The sequence below is a fragment of the Paraburkholderia sp. Ac-20336 genome (assembly GCF_017105025.1).
In the GTDB taxonomy this organism is placed as follows: Bacteria; Pseudomonadota; Gammaproteobacteria; order Burkholderiales; family Burkholderiaceae; genus Paraburkholderia.
In genome coordinates this window covers 1-21,317 of record NZ_JAAGPS010000073.1, presented here as the reverse complement: position 1 = coordinate 21,317, position 21,317 = coordinate 1, and the positions used below count along the sequence as shown (strand labels likewise).

Sequence of the window (21,317 nt, the reverse complement as noted above, 5' to 3'; positions counted from 1 at the left end):
ATTGTGAGTTCCTCATCGATTGTCGCTCGTAACATCTCCGTCGAATTTCCGATTTACGAGAACTCGCATCGTTCGCTGAAAAAGGCGGTGCTCAATCTGACGACGGGCGGCCGGATCGGCCAGGACGCGGGTCGCCATGCGATCGTCCGCGCGATCGACGACCTCAGCTTCACGTTCGGCGAAGGCGAGCGCATCGGCCTGATCGGCCATAACGGCTCGGGCAAGACGACGCTGCTGCGCACGCTGTCGGGTGTCTATGCGCCGGTGCGCGGCGAGCTGAAGGTGCAGGGCAAGATCGCCTCGCTGCTCGACGTGTCGATGGGCCTCGACCCCGACGCGACCGGCTTCGAAAACATCTATCTGCGCGGCATTCTCGACGGGCTGAAGCCCGCGCGCATCCGCAGCAAGATCGACGAGATCGCCGACTTCAGCGAACTCGGCGACTACCTGAATCTGCCGGTGCGCACCTATTCGAGCGGGATGATGCTGCGCCTCGCGTTCGCGATCTCGACGAGCGTCGAAGCCGACATCCTCATCATGGACGAATGGCTCAGCGTCGGCGACGCCGAATTCAGCGTGAAGGCGGCCGAGCGGCTGGAAAGCCTCGTCGGCAAGGCGGCGCTGCTGGTGGTGGCGTCGCATGATCCGAAGCTCGTCGCGCGCGTGTGCAACCGCAAGATCTCGATGGAGCACGGCAAGATGATCGCCGACGAAGCCGTGCTGCCGCCGGAAGAAACCGACGAGCCGCCCGTCAGCCACACTGCGCAGTTGCCGCACTGAGCGTGCGCGGGCGGCCGTCGCGCCGCGCGTGCATGACCGTCGGGCGTCGCGACGTGAGCCGCATTGGCGCGGCGTAATGCCTGGCGTAGTGTGGCCTGTCGCGGCGTGGCGCGGTGCCGTGCATGGCGCACGGCGTGGCGTCGAGCGTGACGACACCGCGAGACACCGCGACCCGGCGGCGCAATCATCCGGACGCGCGGTTCAGTAACACCGCTCGGGGCTCGTCCCCGAGGCGCAACAAGGTTCGAATTTCATGCGAGCTAATCACCCATTCCTGCGCTACTCCGAATCCCTACTCGTGCGTCAGCCGTTTCGCACGTTGAAGGGTTTTGCGGGCGGCTATATCGCCTATCCGATTGCCGAGAGCGCCGAAAAACGCAGCGTGCGGCCGAAAATCCGCGAACTGCGCGAGCACTATACGCTGCCGATACCGCATCGCCGCCGCATCGCGCTCGAACGGCTCGCCAACATGCTCGAATTCGCCGGCGCGAAGGTGCCTTACTACCGCGATCTGTTTCTCGCGAGGCAGTTCGAGCCGGCCAGGGTCAAGGACGACCCGCGCTATCTGGAAGAGCTGCCGTACCTGACCAAGGACATCATCCGCGAGCAGGGGCCGCGTCTGCTGTCGGGGCCGCTCGTGGCGGGCCAGCACCATGCCTGCAAGACCGGCGGCTCGACCGGGCTTTCGACGACGATCTACTACGACCAGCAAGGCGCCGATTATTCGTCGGCGGTCACGAACTATTGCCGCGAGCGGATCGGCAAGCTGCGCCATCGCTCGGAGCTGCACTTCGCATGCCGTTTCCCCGATCAGGCGGTGCCCGAGTGGCCGTCGCGCGAAGACTTCAAATGCTTCGCGATGAATCGCAGCAACATCTTCTTCGACCGCATCGACGACCAGGGCCTCGAGGAAATGTGGCGCACGCTCAAGCGCCGCCGGCCGTATCTCGCGCACTCGCATCCCTCGACGATGTACGCGCTCGCCTGCTACGTGCAGCGCAAGTACGGCGGCGGCAAGGCGTTCCAGGTGTTCGAATCGAGCGGCGAGCTGCTCGAACCGCAGGCGCGCGAGATGATCGCGAAGGCGCTGCGCTGCCGCGTGATCGACCGCTACGGTCTCGCCGAACTCGGCGTGATGGCCTACGAACTCGACGGTCATGAAGGCGGCTTCCAGATTCTCGAATCGGAAGGCTGGCCGGAAAGCCGCGTCGCGCCCGATAACCCCGACGGCGCGCACGAACTCGTGTTCACGGGTTTTCGCAACCGGCTGATGCCGTTGATCCGTTACACGACCGGCGACCTCGCGCGCGTGCAGGAAACGGAAAAGGGCTTCTTCCTGACCGACGTGGTCGGCCGGATTCACGACGTCGTGCCGATCAACGGCGTCGCGCATCCGACGCACCATATCCAGGACATGCTCGATCACCGCGTCGGCGGGATTCAGGAATTCCAGATCGACTTGCGCACGACGCCGCCCACGCTGCGCATCGTGCTCGAACCGCATGCGAACGCGGAAGAAACGACCGCGAAGCTGCGCCACTTCTGGCAGGACGCGTTCACGATCGCCTACGTCGGTCACGACGACTTCGTGCGCGTGGGCAGCCGCGCCAAATTCCGTCACGTGGTGGGCGCATGATCGGCGTCGCGTGTCCCGAGGCGCGCGCCGAGGCCGGCCAGTATGTGCTGGCGGCGCTGCGGCGCTCGGTCAGCACGACCCAGGCGCAGGCGATCACGCGCAACGTGCTGCACGAGATCGCGCCCGACGTCGTGGTCGCCGTCGACGCGCCCGATGCCTGGAGTGCCGACCTGATCGCTTATGTGAATGCGCGGCCGCGCAAGCTGATCGTGTTCGGCCATATGCCGATCGCGCTCGCGGACTATCTGCGCTATCGGCCCGCGGCTTTGCCGTCCGGGCTCGGCGCGGCGAGCCGCAGTGCCTCGGCGCCGGCGGGCGAGTCGCGCGAAAGCGCGGCGGCGGTGCGCTATGGCGCGTTGGCACAAACACTCGGCGGCGCGCAGTGGCATCGCCCGTTCGAACGCTTCGACTTCACTGACGAGTGGAACAACCTCGGCTACGGCGCGATTCGCGCCGACGGCTCGATCTGGGCGCTCGCGGAAGCGCCTCAAGTGCCGGCCGAAGCGGAGCTGGCGTCGGTCGTCGTGAACGGCGAGCGGCAGTTCGCCTACGCGGCGTTGTGGGAGGCGGGTGCCTCGGCCGTGCTGTGGTTCAACCGGCCGGCCGGCCCGTGCGATTCGTTCGAATGGCGCCTCGTCGAGCAGTTCCTGTCGGGCTACCGGGCCGATGCGCTGCCGTGTCAGCCGGTGCTGAGCGAACTGCCGTGGGGCTATGACGCGGCAATCACGTCGCGGCTCGATTGCGACGAGGACGTCGAATCGGCGCGTCCGTTGTGGCAGGCGTACCAGCGGCTCGGCGTGCCGTTCTCGCTCGCCGTGCATACGCAGAACCTGCAACGCGGCGGTCAGCACGAAATCTTGCGCGAACTGCTGGCCGACCGGCAGCAGGGCGCGGTGCTGTCGCATACGGCGACGCACTCGCCGAACTGGGGCGGCAGCTACGACACCGCGCTCGCCGAAGGCGCGCAATCGGCCGAACTGCTCGAACGCGCGACCGGCGTGCCGGTGCGCTACGCGGTGTCGCCGTTTCACCAGTCGCCGCCGTATGCGATGCGCGGCCTCGTCGACGCGGGCTACGCGGGCTGCGTCGGCGGCATCATCCGCAACGATCCCGAGTTTCTGACGGCGCGCGGCGGCGCGCTGGCCGGCTTGCCGGCGGGTTTCGTCGGCCATAGCCAGCAATGCATGCTGCACGGCGACTGCATGCGCAAGGACGGCGATCCGCTCGCGATCTTCAAGCAGGCCTTCGACATCGCCTACGCCACCCACACGCTGTTCGGCTACCTCGATCATCCGTTCTCCGAGCGCTACGCCTACGGCTGGTCCGACGAGGCCGCGCGCATCGACGCGCACGAGCAGTTCATCGCCTATATGCGCGGCAAGGCGCAGCGGCCGCTGTTCCTGCACGAGGAAGACGCGCTCGACTTCCTGCGCTTCAGGTCGCTCACGCACATCATCGAAGAGGACGGCGCGTTTCGCGTCGTGACGCCGTCCACGCACACGCTGCCCCTGACGCTCGGCGTCGAGTTCAAGGGCACTCACCAGCAGGTCAAGGCGGGGAACGCATTGCAATGAAAGTCATGGTCGTGATGGGCACCCGGCCCGAGGTCATCAAGCTCGCGCCGGTCGTGCGCGCGTTGCGCGGCGAGTTCGAAACGATCGTCTGCGCGAGCGGACAGCATAAGGACATGGCCGCGCAGGCGCTCGAATTCTTCGGCATCGAACCGGACATCACGCTCGATACGATGAGCCCGGGGCAATCGCTGAACGCGTTGTCGTCGCGGCTCATTGCGGCGCTCGATCGCGCGCTCGACGAAACGCGCCCCGACTGGGTGATCGTGCAGGGCGATACGACGACGGCGTTTTGCGCGGGCTTCGCCGCGTTTCATCGCGGCATTCGCGTCGGCCACGTCGAAGCGGGGCTGCGCACCGGCGATCTCGCGAGCCCGTTTCCCGAGGAAGCGAACCGCAGCCTGCTCGGCCGCATCGCGACGCTGCATTTCGCGCCGACCGAACGCGCGCGGGAGAGCCTGCTGGCCGAAGGCATCGCGGCGCAGAAGATCGTCGTGACCGGCAACACGGTCGTCGATGCGATCGCCGAAGTGCGCGCGAGCTGGAACGTCGCGCCGCCCGCGAGCCCGCTGCCCGAATGGCACGGCGCGCAGCAGCAGCATGTGCTCGTGACGTGCCACCGGCGCGAGAATTTCGGCGACGTGCTGCAGGACATCTGCCGCGTGCTGCGCGATCTGTGCCAACGCTATCGCGATTACCGCTGGGTGTTTCCGGTACATCTGAACCCGGCTGTGCGCGGCCCCGTGCATCGCGAGCTCGACGACATCGCGAATCTCACGCTGATCGAGCCGGTCGACTATCCGACGAGCCTCTATCTGATCAGCGGCAGCGCGGTCGTGGTTAGCGACTCGGGCGGCATTCAGGAAGAAGCGCCGACCTTCGGCGTGCCGGTCGTCGTGATGCGCAATCACACCGAGCGCCGCGAGGGTGTCGATGCCGGCTTTGCGACGCTCGCGGGCCAGAGCGCGGCCAGCATCGAGAGCGCGGTGATCGGCTGGCTCGACGACCCGGCGCGGCGCGCGGCGCTGCGCAATCGCGCGAATCCGTACGGCGACGGGCTGGCTTCGCGGCGCATCGTCGAGAGCCTGCAGGGTAGGCCGGTCGAGGTGTTCGTTGGCTGACGGTACACGGGGTACGCAGGGTACGCACGGCCAGAACGGCGCGCTCGCCGCGCACGACTGCGTGCTGTTCTCGACCGCGGACTGGGACGAACCGTACTGGACCAACAAGCAGCACACGGCGAGCATTCTCGCCGCGCGCGGCTGGCGGATTCTGTACGTGGAGAGCGTCGGTTTCCGGGCCCCGAAAGTCGGCAGCGGACGCGACTGGTCGCGGCTATGGCGACGCCTGTGGCACGGCGTGCAATCGCTCGTGCTCGGGCCGCCACAACGCGCGGACAACCTCTGGGTGCTCTCGCCGCTGCTGGTGCCGGCCGGTCATCACCTGCCGTTCGTGCGTTCGCTGAACCAGGCGCTGCTGCGCTTTTCGGTGAACCGTTTCGCGAAGTCGCATCGCTATGACAAGCCGGTCGTCTGGACCTACCACCCGTACATGCTCGATGCGATCGCGACGCTGCCGCGCGGGCCGCTGGTGTATCACTGCGTCGACGACATCGCGGCGATTCCCGGCGTCGACGTCGAGGCGTTCCGCAACGCGCAGCACGATCTGCTCGGGCGCTGCGAGGCGGTGTTCACAACCGCGATGTCGTTGAAGGAAGTGTGCGAGCCGTTCAACCGCAACACGCATTTCTTCGGCAACGTCGTCGACGATACGCACTTCGGCACGGCGCTCGACGACGCTCCGCTGTCCGCTGAATTACCTGCCGAACTGGCCGCGATCGCCGAGCCGCGGCTCGTCTATCACGGCGTGCTGTCGGACTTCAAGGTCGACTTTCCGCTGCTCCTGCAAACGGCGCAGGCGCGGCCGCAATGGCAGTGGGTCATCATCGGCGAGGAACGCGAAGGGCAGCGCAGCGAACTGCTCGCGCAGCTCGCGCGCCTGCCGAACGTGCACCTGCTCGGCTATCGCCCGTACGGCGTGCTGCCGCAGTATCTGCGCGGCATGCGGGTGGGCGTGCTGCCGACGCTGCTCAACGAATACACGCGCTCGATGTTTCCGATGAAGTTCTACGAATATCTCGCGGCGGGTCTGCCGGTCGTGTCGACGCCGCTCGATTTCGCGAAGGAGCCGCGCGCCGGTCTCGAAGTGGGCGGCGACGCGCACGCGTTTATCGCGGCAATCGAAACGCAGCTCGCGCGCGGCAAGCTGAGCGCCGACGAAGCGCGCGCGGCGGTCGGCGAGAACACCTGGGAGACGCGGCTCGACAAGATGCTGGCGATCACGTTCGCCGGCGAGCCGGCTGGCGGCGGCGCGCGGGAACCTCGCGCGGAGGTGCGCGCGTGAGGGTCGTTCATGTCTACCGCACGTATTTCCCGGACCCGCCGGGCGGCCTGCAGGAAGCGATCCGCCAGATCGCGCTGTCGACGCGCGAGCGCGGCGTCGAAGCGCGCATCCTGACCTTGTCGCCGAACCCGGTGCCGGACATCGTCGACTATCCGGAAGGGCAGGTGATTCGCGAGAAGTCGTGGGCTGCGCCGGCGTCGTGCGATCTCGGCGGACCGTGCGCGGTGATGAAGTATCGCGAGATGGCCGCGTGGGCCGACGTCGTGCATTTTCATTTTCCGTGGCCGTTCGCGGACGTGCTGCATCTGCTCGGCCGCACGCGCAAGCCGACCGTGATGACCTATCACTCCGACATCGTGCGGCAGAAAGCGCTCGGCGCGATCTACGGGCCGCTGATGCGACGCACGCTGCGCAGCATGTCGGCCGTGGTCGCGACGTCGCCGGCCTATGCGCAAACCAGCGAGACGCTGGCCGCGTGCGTGTCGAAGGCGCGTCTGAAGACGATTCCGCTCGGCATCATCGATTACCGCGACGAGACGCTGCCCGATAGCGTGCAGCGCGACGTCGAAAGCCGGCTCGGTCTCGCGGATGGTGAGCCGTATTTTCTCGCGCTCGGCGTGCTGCGCTACTACAAGGGGCTGCATACGCTCGTCGAGGCCGCGCCGGGTATCGGCGCGAAGCTCGTGATCGCCGGCTCGGGCCCGGAGCGTGAGCGTCTTGAGGCTCTCGCGCGGCAGCACGGCGCGCGCAACGTCGTGTTCGCGGGGCAGATCACGCATGAGGAAAAGGTCGCGCTGCTCAAGGGCTGCCGCGCGATGGTGCTGCCGTCGCATCTGCGCTCGGAAGCGTTCGGCATGGTGCTCGTCGAGGCCGCGATGTTCGGCAAGCCGATGGTGTGCTGCGAGGTCGGATCGGGGACTTCGTTTGTGAACGAGGATGGGGTGACGGGGTTCGTGGTGCCGCCCGAGTCGCCTGCGCGGCTGGCTGCCGCGATCAACCGCTTCGCGCTCGACGAAGCGTTGGCGCGCACGATGGGCGCGGCGGCGCGGGAGCGGTATGAGCGGCTCTTTTCCGGGGCGGCGTTGGGGAGTGCGTATCGGGCGCTGTATGAGGACGTGATGCGCGGCGGTGTTTGAGCCGCCTACTTCGTGCCCTTTTGCGGCGCGGTTCTGAAGACCCACAGCTTGGCCGTCGCGAAGTTCACGAACATGCCGGCGACAGAGCCGGCCGCGACCGCCAGCAAGGGGCTCGCCGGACCGTGCGGCAGCAGATGCAACGCGAGCACGTAAGCGCCGTAATTGCATGCGCCGCCGAGCGACATCGCGGCCAGATACTGACACCATTCGCGCCACAGCGACGTGCCCGCCGCCGCGGTGAACGTGATGCGCCGATTGATCTGCCAGGTGACGAAGGCGGCGCACAGGAACGAAATCGCGCGCCCCGCATAGGGGCCGCAACCGACGGCCAGGGCGGCATAGAGCACGCCGGCATCGACGGCAAAGCCGACCGCGCCGGCAACCGCGAACCAGATGAATTCGCGGTGCAGCTTAGCCACCTTGGCTCCGCGACTTCAGGGCGGGGATCGCGAGATAGGCGATGCGCTTCAGTTCGTTCCGGCCGCGCGTGACTGTGTCGAGAACGATGCCGCAAATCAGCAGGATCGCACCGAGCAGCATCAGCACCGTGCTGAGAATGAACGTCGGGATGCGCGGCACGAGGCCGGTTTCGACATAAGTCGTGAGGACAGGGATCGCCAGCACGATCGACAGCAGCGTGCAGATCGCGAAGCCCGTCGTGAAAAACGCGAACGGCCGCTCCGACTTGAAGAGCTTCAGGATCATCATCAGAATCCTGAAGCCGTCGCGGTAAGTGTTGAGCTTGCTTTCCGAGCCTTCGGGGCGCGACGAATAGCGCGTTTCGACTTCCGCTACGGGCATGCGCATGCCGAGCGCGTGGACCGCGAGTTCAGTTTCGATCTCGAAGCCCTTCGAGTGGGCCGGGAAGGTCTTCGCATAGCGGCGCGAAAACACGCGATAGCCCGACAGCATGTCCTTGAAGGTCTTGCCGAAAATCGTCGCCGCGCATTGCGTGAGCAGCACGTTGCCGAAGCGGTGGCCGAGCCGGTACGCGGTTTGCTCGTCGCTCAGACGCGAGCCGACGACCATGTCGAGCTTGTTTTCGATCAGCAGATCGACGAGGGCCGGAGCGGCGGCCGCGTCGTAGGTCGCGTCGCCGTCGACCATCACGAAGACGTCCGCGTCCACGTCCGCGAACATGCGGCGCACGACGTTGCCCTTGCCTTGCAGCGGCACGGAAATGACCTGGGCGCCCGCCGCGCGGGCGACGTCGGCCGTGTTGTCCTTCGAGTTATTGTCGAATACGACAATGTCGGCGTCGGGCAGGCTTTTGCGGAAGTCGCCGACGACGGTGCCGATTGCAGCCGCCTCGTTGTAGCAGGGAATGACGACGGCAATTCGAACAGCAGGGGTGTCAACCATATTCTTGAGGTCTTTTGCGGTAGCGTCTCGTCGCATGCAAGACGGCTTGCCAGTGATTAAAAGGCGCCAGAGAGATCGCCCCTCTTTGGGCAATTTTACCTGAAGCCGTATGACCTCCCTCGGCCCGCCCTGGGCCGCATGCCGCGCGCGAGGTGCGCGGCATGCGCAGACGGATGGCGCACGGGATCAGCGGGGCTTGCGGCTCCGGTAGCCGCGCAGCGCATCGAACGCGAACACGAGGCAGCCGAGCAGCAGCGCGAGATAGGCCCACTTCATATGCGGCGGCAGGAAGCGGAACTGGATGTCGGCGTGACCGGCGGGCAGCTCGATTTCCTGGAAGATCTCGCCGCTGCGCGCGATCGGCGCCTCGTTGCCGTTGACCGTGGCGCGCCAGCCGGGCATGAACAGTTCGAGACGCGACAGCTTCGAGGGCGCGTCGCATTGCACGTGGGCCGCGTCGCGATCCTGCGGCGTGATCGTGCAGCCGGGCGCGCTGAAGTAGGGGGCCGGCGCGGACAGTTCGAGAATCCGCATCACTTCGTCGCGGTAGACCTCCTTCAGGTCCTGATTCGGCGGTCCGGCGAGGTAATCGCGCAGCTTCCTGAAATCCGGCGCATCGATATTGCTCGGTACGAGCGCATAGCGCACGCCGATGCGCGCGTAGGCCTCCCGGTTCGCGATGAGGCTATCGGCCGCGGACGGTCCGTTGGGATCATGCCGCGTGACTCCGGGAATCGGGTCCTGGTTGCTGTCGAGATGCGCGTTGACGTAGTGCGTCCAGTCGGACGGCGCCGGCAGATCGTTGTAGTTGATCGAGGCAATGCCGAAATACGAGCCGTAGTTCGGTGCGATGGGGCCGAACGTCGCGAAACGGTTCAGGCCCAGGTTGTCTTGCAGATAGCGCACGCCGGCGAGATGAACGGTCGAGTGGCGCGGGTGGCTGAGCGTGGGCACGAGGAAATTGACCACGCTTTCGACGATCAGCACGGTGGCGAGCGCCGTGGCGGGCGACCGGAGCACATCCATGCGCCACGCGACGACGGCGAGAGCCAGGAGAACCGCGAGGCCGAAAACGGCGCCGCCATGCGCGATCATGCCCGTGGGCACGATGTGATGCTGGATCATCGGGATGAGGCTGAGCAAACAGGCGAGCGCCGTGGCGGCGACCGCGAGCTTCAACCGCGCCGGGCGAGGCTGCGAGCCGATATCCGTCAACGCAAGCGCCGACAGAACGCACAGCGCGAGTTCCCACGACGGCGGGAAATAGCGGAAAAACGCGGCGTACTTGACGCCCGGGATGATGCGCGCGAGCGCATGAATGCCCGGTACGCCATACGTCATGCCGAGCGTCACGAGCACCCAGACGGCGAGCGCGATGCGCAGGCCGCGCAGCCGCTTGCCGCACATGCCGTACAGCACCAGCACCGACAGGGCGATGCCGGCATAGCCCCCAATGGCGCCCCAGAAGCCCTCGATTCCCCGAAGCTGGAAGATGCCGCCGAACGCATAGGGCATCCAGGTGCCGAGCAGGGTCGAGCGTTGCATGATCACGCCCGCGAAGCCGTCCCCCGCGTGACCGCCCGTGTCCGAGAGCGGCAGGTAGTCGAAGAACGCGAGCACGATCGGAGCGGCAATCGCAAGCCCGACCAGCCCCCCCACCGCGACGTGCATGACGAAGCGCCCACGCGTCGCGCCCGGCACCGAGGCCGCGCGCACCAGCGTCCAGACGACGATCAGCAGGCCGTTCAGATACGCGACCTCGGGAAAGCCGGCATAGAGCGAACCAGCGATGCCGATGGCGATCCATGCCGCATTGCCACGTCGTCCTTCGGCGATATGCTCGCGGAGATTTTCGACGCCGAGCAGCACCATCGGCAGGAACGGCACCGGGTTGACGATCGCGTTGGCGAGCCAGGCAAACGTGCCGTTGAATTCGAAGGCTAGCGCACCCGCCAGAGCCGCGAGCGGGACACAGCCGAGTTTGCGCAGCAACGCCCATGTCGACAGCCCGGCGATGATCTGCAAGGACAGATGCATGTACAGCTGGCCGTTCGGCAGCGCGAGCAGAACGTTGAGCGGCGACAGCGCCGCCGCCTGCATTTCGCCGGCCAGCGGCACGCCCACGCCTTCGTAGTGATTCCACCATGGCAGATGGCCCGACAGAATGTCGAGCGCCGCGCGATGGCCGAGCGTATGGCTCGTAAACGCGATATTCGGATCGATGGTCGGCATCGGCGGGAAGCCGCCGAACGGACCCGGCAACACGTTGGTGGCGATGCCGCTATAAAGCGCGAGCGGGTCGGAAATCAGAATGCCGAGCAATAGTGGCGCCTTGACCAGCAGGGGGGCGAGTATGACGATCGCGACGCAGATCGCGAGCTGCCGGCGTTGCGATGGTTGCTCGGCAGGTTCAATAGGGGGCATGTGCTGCGCTCGAATGGGTGGTAATAGCGCGCCATCCTAGCATTTCAAAGTCTTGACGGCAGCATCGGCCCCACCTTCCTTCCCTTTCCGGCGGCCTTCCTCGCGTGTTGCCGATATGCCGTAAAACGCGGTCCGATGCGGGCTTAACGCGCCTTCCTGATCCGGAAACTCGCGCCGGGGTTGCGCATGAAAAGCGGTATGCGCGCGTTCATCAGGTCGGTGTGGAAGTGGCCCATGAACGTATGCGTGCGTGCGACGTTGCCGAAGAGACGTGCTTCGTTCTGCTGGATATCCGGAATCGACGGAATTGGCGAATAGTCGTGGCCGGGCGGCACGTCGCCGAGATTCGAAAAATGCGGCATGCCGGTTGGCAGCGAGTTGCGATATCCGTCACGTTCGGCAATGAGTGCTGCGACTTCGGGATGTTGCGCCGCCATTTACGGTTGCTTACAAAATATTCGTCGTCGCCAAGGGCAGCGCGCGAAGCCGGTGTGGCCACTGCGGCAAGGTGCGGCGCCCGCTATCGCGAGGCGCTTCGATAAACGTGACGGACGGCCTCGCGGCGAGAGCGCTGGCGCGCCGCGACAGCGGCCGTTTGCACGATGTTTTGGCGTAAAATCGAGCCCCTGCCGACAACGGTCCGAGCCTCTCCCGCTGACGACCGGCGCCGGGACTGCGCAGCGTCCCGCGGAAGGCCAAAGCCCACGATTCGGGACGGAGCCCGCAATATGCATTTCAAGATTCTCCTGACCACTCACAGTACCGCGTTCATGACGAGCGGTGGTGGTGAGTCGGAGCTCGTGCAGGTCGCCGAACTCCTCAACGATTCGGACGTACAGGCCGACATTTACGGCATCCGCAGCCGCCCGCTGCGCTTTTACGACGCGGTCATGCACTTCTCCGTTCATGCGGACGGCGAGGCGATCGTTCGCGAGACGGTCAATCACGGCAAGAAGCTCTTTCTCTGGCCCAACGTCTGGTGGCTGAGCCCGCCCGACGCCGCCGAAATCAGCCGGATCGGGGCGTTCGTGCGGCGTGCCGACCGGCTGCTCTTCAAGTCCGCGACCGAACTCGCTCATTTCAACGCGCATATCGCCGTCGATGCCGACAAATGCGTGGTGGTCGGCTCCGGTATCTCCGACCGGTTCCTCGCGCCAGCCGACAAGGATTTGTTGCCCACGGTCTGCGATGTCTCGGACTACGTGCTGTGTCTCGGCCTGATCGAGCCGGTCAAGAACCAGCTCGAACTGATTCGCGCGCTGAACCGCCTCGAACTGAACGGGCTCATGGTCGGCGGCTTCCGCGACGAGGAATACAACCGGCAATGCATGAGCGAGGCGCATCGCGGCATCCACTTTCTGCCGTTCATCCAGCCATGCAGCGCGTTGCTGCGCTCCGCGCTCGCCAACGCGCTCGTGGTCGCGGAGCCGAGCTTCGATCCGCCGGGCCGCTCGTGTCTCGAGGGCGCATTCGTGAAGAAGCCGCTCGTCATGGTCGATGGGGAGTGGCAGCGCGAGCACTTCGGCGGCAATGTCTGGTACGCGGCTTCCACCCGCGCGACGGACATCGTTCCCGCGCTTCAGGCAGCCCTTTCCGACACGGAGCGGGATGCGAAGATTGAAAGCAATTACGAACGGGTCTATGCACGGCATTCGTCGAGCACGGTAGCCGCAGACCTCATCAGACACCTGATCGATGCCGGCCTCACACACTCCTAAGATTCCTCGCCTGCTGGTGGTCCAGCGGCGCTCCATGACCGATGGGCGGATGAGTTCGCGCACGATCGGCGCGCGGTTCGCGCCTTTGCTGTCGTATATGCAGCGGCATCAGATGATCGAGTGGGAGCAGATTTCGGAAGCGGACGTCGGCGTGAGCCATCTGCATCGCTTCGACGTCGTGCTGTTCAACAAGCACGTCTCGAACCTGTCGCTGCAGATCATGCGGATGGCGAACGAACTCGGTCTTCATACGATCTACGATCTCGACGACTGGCTGCTCGATCTGCCGTCGTGGAGCGTCCTCGAAATGAACGAGGACGTGCTCTACAACGTGCTCGCGATGATTCGCGAGGCGAGCGCGGCGACCGCGTCGAACCCGCTGCTGCAGGAGCGCATGCGCAAGGTGCGGCGTTCCGACGACGTGCTCATTATCCCCAACGGTTTCGATCATCAGGCTTTCGATCTTTCGCCCGAATTGTGGACGGAAGCGCAGCCGCCGAAGATCATCTTCTCGAACCTCGACGGCATCAAGCTCGTTCATTTCCGCAAGGATTTCTTCGCGACGCTGAGAAGCTTTCTCACGCGCAACGAACACGTCCTGATCGATTTCTGGGGCGATCCGTTTCCCGAGCTTCATTCGATTCCGCGGGTGACGCATCGCGGCAGCCGCAGCAATATCGAGTACAAGAAGGCGATTCGCGACGAAGGCTATACGTTCGCGATCGTTCCGCTCGGCGCGGAAGAAGACCCCGAGACGCTGTTCTTCAACTCGTGCAAGTCGCCGATCAAATACGCGGATTACGGCAGCCTCGGCATTCCGAGCATCTACTCCGATTGCCCGACCTATCGCGAGAACGTCAGGCATCGCGTGACCGGCTATATTGCGCCGAATACGGCAGAGGGCTGGGCCCAGGCGCTCGAAGACATGCTGCATGACGCGCCGCTGCGCCAGGCGATCCGCGAGCATGCCTATGCCGACGTGTTCGACCGCTTCAGCGTGCGGCGCATTTCGGCGATGTTCCTGAAGGCATTGCCCGACCCCGCCTCCAACCCGTCTTCCAGGTCTTTGCGTAACTAACTTTTATGGATCTTCTTCTGATTCGCCACGGCCAGTCGTTCGCCAACGTGGCCGGCCTGCTGAACTCGACCGAGCAGGACGAGTTGACCGAACACGGCCTCGACCAGGCCGCGAAGCTGCGCACGCTGATGGAAGGCCGCGGCCTCGTGCCCGATCGCGTGTTTTCGAGCCCGTGGCGCCGCGCGCTGCAAACCACCGAAGTGCTGTTCAAGGACCGGAGCGACTGGACCGTCGACGCGCGTCTCGGCGAAACCAATGCGGGTCGCTTCGCGACCTGGAAGGCCGAGGATTTTCGCGTGGCGTTTCCCGACTGGGGCAAGCATCTGTCGGACCGTTACGAAGGCGGCGAGTCGCATCTCGAACTGGCCGCGCGCTCGGTGAACTGGGTCGAGGAAGAAGTGCTGCGCCATGCGGACAAGCCCGGCCTGATTGCCGCCGTCTGCCATGCCGGACCGATCTCGGTGATCTCGCAGTACCTGCTGAACGTTCCGCTGTCCCGATTCCCCAACGTGCTGGTGCCGAACGCTTCGATCACGCTGTTCCGGCAGAACCCGCATAACGGAAACTTCTATCTGCAGATCGCGGGGTTGTCATGAGTGCATCGATCCGGATTTTCGAGCCGCTGTATGCGCCGGGGCAGGTGCTGTCCGAACCGGCTTTTCATCCGCTCGTGCTGCGTAACAACGAGCACGCGGCCTGGCGCGAGTTCTACATTCTCGTCGACATGTACCGCAAGGGCGTGCATTTGCAGCAGGACTTCACGGCGCTCTTTTCGCCGAAGTTCGCGTTGAAGGCGCGCATCGACGGCAGCCGTTTTCTCGAGTTCGTGCAGGCCAATCTCGATGCCGACGTCTGCATGCTTAACCCGTTTCCGCAGCTCGCCTATTTCTCGTACACCGCGTGGATGCAGGGCGAGCATGCGCACCCGGGGCTCGTCGAGCGCAGCCAGGCGTTGCTCGACGCATGCGGGATCGGCTGGAATCTGCGCGAGGCGCCGCGGCAGTCGGCGGATACGCTGTGCTATTGCAATTTCTGGGTCGGCTCGCAGTCGTTCTGGGAGAACTATGTCGGCAAGGTGCTCGAACCGATTGCGACCTTCCTCGAAACGCAAAGCAACACGGAAGCCGCGCGCGGCGTACTCGAACCCACGATTCATTCGGATGACGCACCATTCCTGCCGTTCGTGGCCGAGCGGCTTTTCAGCACGTATCTGTCGCTGCATCGCGACGTGAAGGTCGCCGCGTATCCGATCGAGGGCGATGCGGTGCTCGACTATTGCGTCAGCGATTTCGAAAAGGACATCGTGCGCTATATGCAAAAGCCGATCGAGGCCGCCGACCGGGAGGCCGTTTTTCCGGCCGGGCAGATCGAGTTGATGAACCTGCTGTGCACGCTGTCGCAGAAGTACGTGCGCGCGCACTTTTCGTTCACGCCGCATCCGCATACGGGGCAGCCGATCGACTTCGAGCGGCGCGGCAAGTAACGCCGCGCGGGAGCGGGGCGGGGTGCCTGGGTTTGCCTCGACTCGGCCTCGGCTCCGCCTCGATCGATAACGCGCCGTTGCCGCTTATTTCTTCGCGACGTGCAGTGCGGCCGCAACCGCCGCGTGCGGCCGCGCCGGCGAACGCGCAGCCGCGCTCGCCACACCGATAGCAGCGAAAATCGTGCTCCAGACCTCGTCGCTGGCACGTTGCAGCACGCCGTCGGCGTGCTTCACATAGTCCATGTCGACGGAACAGCGCCCGCCCGCCTGGCCGAGGCGCTGCATCAGCGGCGCGACCCACGTTGCGAGTTCGGCCTCGGCGTCGAACACGCAGTCGGGCGGACAGATCTCGTGGGCGGCCGTGCCGCCGCGCACGAACACGGGCTTGCCGTAGTGCATCGCTTCGAGCACCGGCACGCAGAAGCCCTCATGGCGGCTCATCGCGAGCAGGCCGTTGGTGCTTTCGTAGCATTCGAACAGATCGGCGTCGTCGAGCATGCCCTTGAAGTCGACCTGCTCGAGCACGCCGAGGCTGCGCGCGTGATTGATCAGGAACTTCAGATAATCGTAGTTCGGCGTGCTGCCGACGATACTGAGCGTCGCATTGAACTCGCACTGCTTGAGCAGCGCGAGAATGCCGATGCCGTCCTCGATGCGCTTGTGCGGCACCACCCGGCCGACCGTCAGCAGATTCGGCGCGGGCCTTTTGCGGCTCTTGTGCGGCGGCTCGCGCCGGAACACGTACATGTCGGGAAAGACCGGCGGCACGATCCTGATTGCGCTCGCCGCGACGTTGCCGGCGAGGCTTTGCGCGGTGTTGAGCGAATTCGCGACCACCATGTCGAAGCGCGCGAGCAGCGGCAGCTGAGCGAGCGCCTGCTCGCACAGCTGCGCGGTGCGCGGTTCGAGCGCGCGCAGCAGTTGCGGATCGGTCACGCCGTGGAAGTAGCAGATTTTCCGGCAATCGAGCGCAAGAATCCGTTCGAGATACGGATCGAAGATCGAGTAGCTGAGCAGGACCACGTCGTCCCGGGCGACTTCGTCGAATAACGCGTCGAGCGGGCGTACTCCGTGGGTTCCCTCGTCGAACCCGCTGGCATACATCTCGGCCGGCATGCCGAGACGTTCAGCCATTCGAACGAATCCGATGCAGTGGTTGCCCACCGCATCGCCCGAGAAAATGTCCGGAGCACACACTCGTAGCGTCATTTCGCTGTTACCTCGACAATGTCGGCCAATCGTCGGGCATAGGCGCGCGCAACTGCTTCGACCGAGTAATCGCGCTCGATCCGCGCCTTGCCCGCCTGTGCGATGCGCTCGCGGAGCGGCGCATCGTCGATCATACGTTTGAGCTGTTCGGCCGCGATCGATACATCCGGATCGCACCAGTACTGGCCTTCGGCGAACAGATAGTCGCCCGGGCGCAGCGGAACGAGTTCGCCGTCCACGAGAAAAGCGGTGTCGGGCTCGCAGAAGTCGACGTTGCCCGAGAAGTTCGTGACCACGACCGGCTGGCCGAGCACCATTGCTTCGGCGATCACGCGGCCGAAGCCCTCGCTGCGATGCAGGGAAATATAGGCGTCGCAGCAGGCCATGAAGTCGGTCGAATCCTGCCGGCTCAGACGCTCCGAGACGATGTGGATGCGGCTGTCGCCCGCGGCCAGATCGAGCACCGCGCGCCACACGGGATCGTCGTCGCGCACGTTCATCGCCTTGACCACGAGCCCGACGCCCGGCGAGCGCTCGCCGAAGGCCTGCTTGAACGCCTGCACGCCCGCGAGCGGGTTCTTGCGGCTCAACCAAGAGTTGCCGTCGAACATCAGGTAGAACAGGAACTCGTCGCCCGGCAGGCCGAAGCGTTCGCGTTGCGCGGCCAGCGGCGCGGGCACCTCGACCGCCATCGGCATGTGATAGACCGGCGTGTTGCCGAGCCGGCTGTACACGCTCTGCACGAAGCGGCTCTGCGCCCAGATTTCGTCGACCATGTGATGCACGTTGCCGAACGCGTCCGGCCAGTGGGGCAGTTCCCACGGCCACGCGCCGATCTTGTGGGTCGGCGCGTCGATCAGCTTGCGGCCGCCTTCCAGCGCGAGACGCACCATCTCCGGCGCGGGCAGGCAGATCAGGCTCACGTTGTACTTCAGTTCCTCGCTGATCAGATGATCGACCGAGTTGTCGAGCCGTGCCGGTCCCGCCATCGGCGCATTGACCAGCGTAACCGGCGTGGACGAGAGCTGCAGCACGCGCGCGGCCATGCGCGCGTCTTCGCCGAGGCCGAGCACGCCTTGCGGAAAGCCGATCACGTTGACGCCGAACTCGTAGGCCCCGGCGACGCGTGCGTGATAGCGGGCCGGTTCGGGCCTGCCGTCAGCGCTGTCGTCGTCCTCGTCGGAACCGTCGGCGCTGTCGGCCCACTGCACCTTCAGCGAACCGACGAGCGGGTATTCGGCCGATCCGCACTTGTTCCACCAGTGCACGAGCTGATCGCGGCCCTGCGCGGTGTTCAGGTCGTACACCTCGCGCAGATCGGGGCGGTCGCTCGCGATCATCGTGAGGAAGCGCGGCAGCAGCGTATCGTCGGCCGGCTGCTCGTCGTCGATTCGCGCGAGTTCTTCGGCGAGATGGGTCGGCGACCATTGAAGCGCGTAATACTCGTCGTGGCCGTGCTTGTCCCACCACGTAATGAAGCCGAGCCTCGCGCTGAAGCTGTGCAGATCGAACGATCCCTGCAGGTCGGGACGCTCGTTCCAGATCAGCAGCAGGAAGCGCGGCAGCAGCGGCAACGCGCCCTGCGCGCCGGCTTCGAGGCTGAACAGGGCGTCCGGCAGCGGCGGGATGGTCCAGCGCAGCACCGGATATTGCTGCTGGCCGTGCTTGGCCCACCACGACAGGCACTTCAGGCGTCCGGTGAAGCTGTCGAGCGAGCAGAGCGCCTGCAGGTCCTCGCGCTCGCCTTGCAGAAGCCGCAGGAAGTGCGGCACCGGCAGCCAGTCGGGGTGCGCGCCCCATTCGGGATCGAACATCCGCGCGGGCGTCGTGGGCGGCACCCAGCGGGCCGCGCCGTACTGCCGCTGGCCGTCTTCGATCCACCACGACAGGCAGTTGAGCCGCCCCTTGAGCGAATCCAGGTCGAAGGACGCCTGCAGGTCCGGCCGTTCCCGATAGATTTCGGCGAGGAAGTGCGGCACGTAGGGACCGCCGTCGGCGGGAATCCGCTCGGGCTCGAGCATCGCGCCGCCGATCGGCGGCAGCGACCACTTGATGCGCGGATATTCGCGCTGGCCGTGGTCTTCCCACCAGCTCAGGCACGCGAGCCGCGACGTGAAGCTGTTCAGGTCGAAGGCGGCGCGCAGATCGGGTCGCTCGGTCGTGACGAGCGCGAGAAAGCGCGGCAGCGGCATCGCGCCGGAACCGGGCGCGTCGATCGGCGCGAGCAGCGCGGGCCACTCGACCGGCGGGCGCCACGTGACGCGCGGACAGTCGCGCTGGCCGTACTCGTCCCACCAGTTGAGGGCGTTCAGATAGCCGGTCAGCGTATCGAGCCTGAACGCCTGCGAAAGATCGCCGCGATTGCGCACGATCATCGTCACGAGCTTCGGCAATTGCAGGCCGGCTTCCGCGAGCACGGTTTCCGGCTCGAGCAGCGTTTCGCTCAGGTGCTTGGTGTCGAGCACGCTCGGCCTCGTCGAGCCGAGCCAGTACGCGACGGCGCTCGGGTGACGCTCGATCAGCGTGTCGTTGTCGAGCTGACGCAGATATTCGAGGTCTTCGTGCCGCAGCACCCAGTTGAAGTCCGGATACGTTTCCCGTGCCGACATTTCCCACCAGAAGTACAGCGTGATCCGGTCGTCGAGCGCTTTGGAATTGAAGCGCGCGAGATCGCCTCTGAATTTCATCAGAAAGTAGATCGCGCTCGGCAGGCAGAAAAGTTCCCCCGGCGACGGGTGGCGATATTCCGCCAGCCATCCGGTCTTATTTTTTTTTGGTCCCAGATTAGTCAAAATTTGCAACCCTTGAAGGCCAGGCGAAGGAAAAGTCGTCGGCAGTCAGTGTCAGATTGGGCGAGTAGCACGGATCGTTCATCAGCAGATGCCCCCAGCGCTGTCTGACCAACTCGGATTCCTGGTTAAAGCGGCTGATTTTTTCGGGTGTGTCTTCGGCGCCGCGAGTTGCCGATTCGTGATGATAAAGCTCGGCGTAGGGCGTCCACACATTGCGGTAGCCCGCCTGCCTCACGCGTAGGCAAAAATCGATGTCGTTGTAGGCGACGTGTAATTGTTCGTCGAGGCCGCCGACCTCCTGGTAGATCGACTGGCGGATCAGCAGGCACGCGGCGGTCACGGCGCTCATCGTGTTGCGCAGGCGCGCGCGCGCGAAATAGCCCGGGTTCGAATTGGGGAAATGCTTGTGCGCGTGGCTCGCAATGCCGCCGACGCCGAGCACGACGCCGCCGTGCTGGATCGTGTCGTCCGGATACAGCAGCTTCGCACCGACCGCGCCGACGTTCGGCTGCAGCGCGAGCGCCACCATTTCCTCCAGCCAGTCGCCGTTGATCACTTCGATGTCGTTGTTCATCAGGCAGACGAAGTCCGCCGTGCTCGCGAGCGCGACGCGATTGTTCAGCGCCGAGTAGTTGAACGGCGAATCGTCGCGCACGATGCCGATGCGCCCGTCTTCCCGCAGGCGCGCGAACAGGTCGTGCGTTTCCTGCTTGACCGAGCCGTTGTCGATGATCGTGATGCGGAAGTTCGGGTAGCTCGATTTGCGCCGCACCGATTCCACGCATTGCTCGACGAGCCCTGCGGAATCGCGCGTCGGAATGATGATCTCGACCGACGGCAGCGTGTCCGGCAGGTCGTAGGCGACCTTGTTGAACGCGTCGGTGCCCGGCGCGTGCTCGGTGTGCGCCTTGATGCCGTTGCGCGCGAGGTGTTCGTCGAGCGCGCGCATCGCCGCGATGTGCGCATACGGCTTGGCTTCGTGGCCGGCCGCCGTGCTTTCGGGAATCATGCGCCAGTGATAGAGCGCGCGCGGCACGTGGTGCACGCTGTGATGACCGGCGCGGTCGATCACGCGCAACGCGAGGTCGTAGTCCTGCGAGCCCTCGAAGCCGGTGCGAAAGCCGCCGACTTCCTTCATGACCGACGTGCGGTACACGCCGAAGTGCGAAATCATGTTCTGGCTCAGAAACAGATCGTAGTTGAAGTCGCACTTGAAGTACGGGTCCGAGCGCACGCCGTCGATCGAGATCTTGTCTTCGTCGCTATAGATCACCGCCGCGTCGGGATGCGCGTTGACGACCTCGGCGATGCAGTAGAGCGCGAGCGGATGCAGTTCGTCGTCGTGATCGAGCAGGCCGACGAATTCGCCTACCGCCAGTTCGAGCGCCGTATTGCTCGAGGTGCTGATATGGCCGTTCGTCGCGCGGTACGCGACCTTGATGCGCGGGTCTTGCGCGACGTAGCTGTCCAGCACCTGCTTCACTTCGGGGTTCGTCGAGCAGTCGTCCGCGATACAGAACTCCCAGTTCTCGTAGACCTGGTCGATGACCGAATCGATCGCCTTGCGCAGCCACTTCGCCGGCGTGTTGTAGGTCGGCATGACGATGCTGATGAGCGGTTGCCGCGCCCACGTTTTCGAGCGCGCGCGCAACTCCGGGTAGAGCGAGGCGGGCGGCTCGTGCCGCTCGATCCACTCCTGATACGTATGGCCGACGCTCGGCGGCA

The 21,317-nt window shown here is 65.2% G+C and carries 17 protein-coding genes; 10 read left to right on the top strand and 7 right to left on the bottom strand.

Going from position 1 to position 21,317, the window contains the following annotated elements:
- Positions 1-3 precede the first annotated feature (3 nt).
- The 6 genes from GXB81_RS20035 to GXB81_RS20010 all read left to right on the top strand — a co-directional run bounded on the left by GXB81_RS20035 (position 4) and on the right by GXB81_RS20010 (position 7,526).
- Entirely contained in the window at positions 4-780 is a 777-nt protein-coding gene (locus tag GXB81_RS20035; protein WP_167036328.1) for an ABC transporter ATP-binding protein, read from the top strand.
- 253 nt (positions 781-1,033) lie between these two features.
- Positions 1,034-2,416: a phenylacetate--CoA ligase family protein gene (locus tag GXB81_RS20030; protein WP_205990149.1), complete on the top strand. Its 1,383-nt coding sequence runs from the start codon at positions 1,034-1,036 to the stop codon at positions 2,414-2,416.
- A complete protein-coding gene (locus GXB81_RS20025; RefSeq protein WP_167036333.1) occupies positions 2,413-3,990 on the top strand; it encodes a polysaccharide deacetylase in 1,578 nt (525 codons plus the stop codon). Before GXB81_RS20030 ends, GXB81_RS20025 begins: the two co-directional genes overlap by 4 nt.
- Positions 3,987-5,108, top strand: coding sequence for a UDP-N-acetylglucosamine 2-epimerase (non-hydrolyzing) (wecB, locus tag GXB81_RS20020; protein ID WP_167036335.1), 1,122 nt, complete (start codon positions 3,987-3,989; stop codon positions 5,106-5,108). Before GXB81_RS20025 ends, wecB begins: the two co-directional genes overlap by 4 nt.
- 61 nt (positions 5,109-5,169) lie before the next feature.
- Positions 5,170-6,390: a glycosyltransferase gene (locus tag GXB81_RS20015; RefSeq protein ID WP_346777807.1), complete on the top strand. Its 1,221-nt coding sequence runs from the start codon at positions 5,170-5,172 to the stop codon at positions 6,388-6,390.
- Positions 6,387-7,526 carry a glycosyltransferase gene (locus GXB81_RS20010; protein WP_205990147.1) on the top strand — a complete coding sequence of 380 codons (1,140 nt, stop codon included), beginning with the start codon at positions 6,387-6,389 and terminating at the stop codon, positions 7,524-7,526. The genes GXB81_RS20015 and GXB81_RS20010 overlap by 4 nt, the downstream gene beginning before the upstream one ends.
- A gap of 5 nt (positions 7,527-7,531) precedes the next feature.
- On the opposite strand, the gene GXB81_RS20005 is transcribed toward GXB81_RS20010, so the two are convergent.
- From GXB81_RS20005 to GXB81_RS19990, 4 genes are all read right to left on the bottom strand, one after another.
- Positions 7,532-7,945: a GtrA family protein gene (locus GXB81_RS20005; protein ID WP_345890990.1), complete on the bottom strand. Its 414-nt coding sequence runs from the start codon at positions 7,943-7,945 to the stop codon at positions 7,532-7,534.
- Positions 7,938-8,888, bottom strand: coding sequence for a glycosyltransferase family 2 protein (locus GXB81_RS20000; RefSeq protein WP_167036341.1), 951 nt, complete (start codon positions 8,886-8,888; stop codon positions 7,938-7,940). Before GXB81_RS20000 ends, GXB81_RS20005 begins: the two co-directional genes overlap by 8 nt.
- A gap of 186 nt (positions 8,889-9,074) precedes the next feature.
- Positions 9,075-11,312, bottom strand: a complete 2,238-nt coding sequence (locus GXB81_RS19995) for a hypothetical protein (protein ID WP_205990146.1) — start codon at positions 11,310-11,312, stop codon at positions 9,075-9,077.
- 143 nt (positions 11,313-11,455) lie between these two features.
- Complete coding sequence (locus GXB81_RS19990) at positions 11,456-11,749, bottom strand: hypothetical protein (protein ID WP_241016446.1); 294 nt, start codon at positions 11,747-11,749, stop codon at positions 11,456-11,458.
- Positions 11,750-12,040: 291 nt separating this feature from the next.
- Between GXB81_RS19990 and GXB81_RS19985 the strand changes: the two genes are divergently transcribed.
- From GXB81_RS19985 to GXB81_RS19970, 4 genes are read left to right on the top strand one after another with little or no spacing between them, the layout of a single operon-like run.
- Complete coding sequence (locus GXB81_RS19985) at positions 12,041-13,030, top strand: glycosyltransferase family 4 protein (RefSeq protein WP_167036347.1); 990 nt, start codon at positions 12,041-12,043, stop codon at positions 13,028-13,030.
- A gap of 49 nt (positions 13,031-13,079) precedes the next feature.
- On the top strand, positions 13,080-14,108 hold the full coding sequence (locus GXB81_RS19980; protein WP_240158610.1) for a glycosyltransferase: 1,029 nt from the start codon (positions 13,080-13,082) through the stop codon (positions 14,106-14,108).
- Between the two features lie 5 nt (positions 14,109-14,113).
- The gene (locus GXB81_RS19975) at positions 14,114-14,704 is read left to right on the top strand and encodes a histidine phosphatase family protein (RefSeq protein ID WP_167036353.1); all 591 of its coding nucleotides are present in this window, start codon (positions 14,114-14,116) and stop codon (positions 14,702-14,704) included.
- Positions 14,701-15,591, top strand: a complete 891-nt coding sequence (locus GXB81_RS19970; protein WP_205990145.1) for a hypothetical protein — start codon at positions 14,701-14,703, stop codon at positions 15,589-15,591. The genes GXB81_RS19975 and GXB81_RS19970 overlap by 4 nt, the downstream gene beginning before the upstream one ends.
- 84 nt (positions 15,592-15,675) lie before the next feature.
- Here GXB81_RS19970 and GXB81_RS19965 read toward each other — a convergent pair whose 3' ends face one another.
- From GXB81_RS19965 to GXB81_RS19955, 3 genes are all read right to left on the bottom strand, one after another.
- A complete protein-coding gene (locus GXB81_RS19965; protein WP_346777806.1) occupies positions 15,676-16,725 on the bottom strand; it encodes a glycosyltransferase family 4 protein in 1,050 nt (349 codons plus the stop codon).
- Positions 16,726-16,796: 71 nt separating this feature from the next.
- Positions 16,797-19,487, bottom strand: coding sequence for a glycosyltransferase family 4 protein (locus GXB81_RS19960; protein ID WP_241016444.1), 2,691 nt, complete (start codon positions 19,485-19,487; stop codon positions 16,797-16,799).
- Between the two features lie 97 nt (positions 19,488-19,584).
- Positions 19,585-21,317 (bottom strand): glycosyltransferase family 2 protein (locus GXB81_RS19955; protein WP_205990143.1); only part of this gene is annotated, 1,733 nt, incomplete at its 5' end.

Bases quoted from the DNA above. Each gene is read 5' to 3' on its own strand.
- GXB81_RS20030 (WP_205990149.1), top strand. From the start codon at position 1,034: ATGCGAGCTAATCACCCATTCCTGCGCTACTCCGAATCCCTACTCGTG.
- GXB81_RS20025 (WP_167036333.1), top strand. From the start codon at position 2,413: ATGATCGGCGTCGCGTGTCCCGAGGCGCGCGCCGAGGCCGGCCAGTAT.
- wecB (WP_167036335.1), top strand. From the start codon at position 3,987: ATGAAAGTCATGGTCGTGATGGGCACCCGGCCCGAGGTCATCAAGCTC.
- GXB81_RS20000 (WP_167036341.1), bottom strand. From the start codon at position 8,888: ATGGTTGACACCCCTGCTGTTCGAATTGCCGTCGTCATTCCCTGCTAC.
- GXB81_RS19995 (WP_205990146.1), bottom strand. From the start codon at position 11,312: ATGCCCCCTATTGAACCTGCCGAGCAACCATCGCAACGCCGGCAGCTC.
- GXB81_RS19990 (WP_241016446.1), bottom strand. From the start codon at position 11,749: ATGGCGGCGCAACATCCCGAAGTCGCAGCACTCATTGCCGAACGTGAC.
- GXB81_RS19985 (WP_167036347.1), top strand. From the start codon at position 12,041: ATGCATTTCAAGATTCTCCTGACCACTCACAGTACCGCGTTCATGACG.
- GXB81_RS19980 (WP_240158610.1), top strand. From the start codon at position 13,080: ATGAGTTCGCGCACGATCGGCGCGCGGTTCGCGCCTTTGCTGTCGTAT.
- GXB81_RS19975 (WP_167036353.1), top strand. From the start codon at position 14,114: ATGGATCTTCTTCTGATTCGCCACGGCCAGTCGTTCGCCAACGTGGCC.
- GXB81_RS19970 (WP_205990145.1), top strand. From the start codon at position 14,701: ATGAGTGCATCGATCCGGATTTTCGAGCCGCTGTATGCGCCGGGGCAG.
- GXB81_RS19965 (WP_346777806.1), bottom strand. From the start codon at position 16,725: ATGGCTGAACGTCTCGGCATGCCGGCCGAGATGTATGCCAGCGGGTTC.
- GXB81_RS19960 (WP_241016444.1), bottom strand. From the start codon at position 19,487: ATGAAATTCAGAGGCGATCTCGCGCGCTTCAATTCCAAAGCGCTCGAC.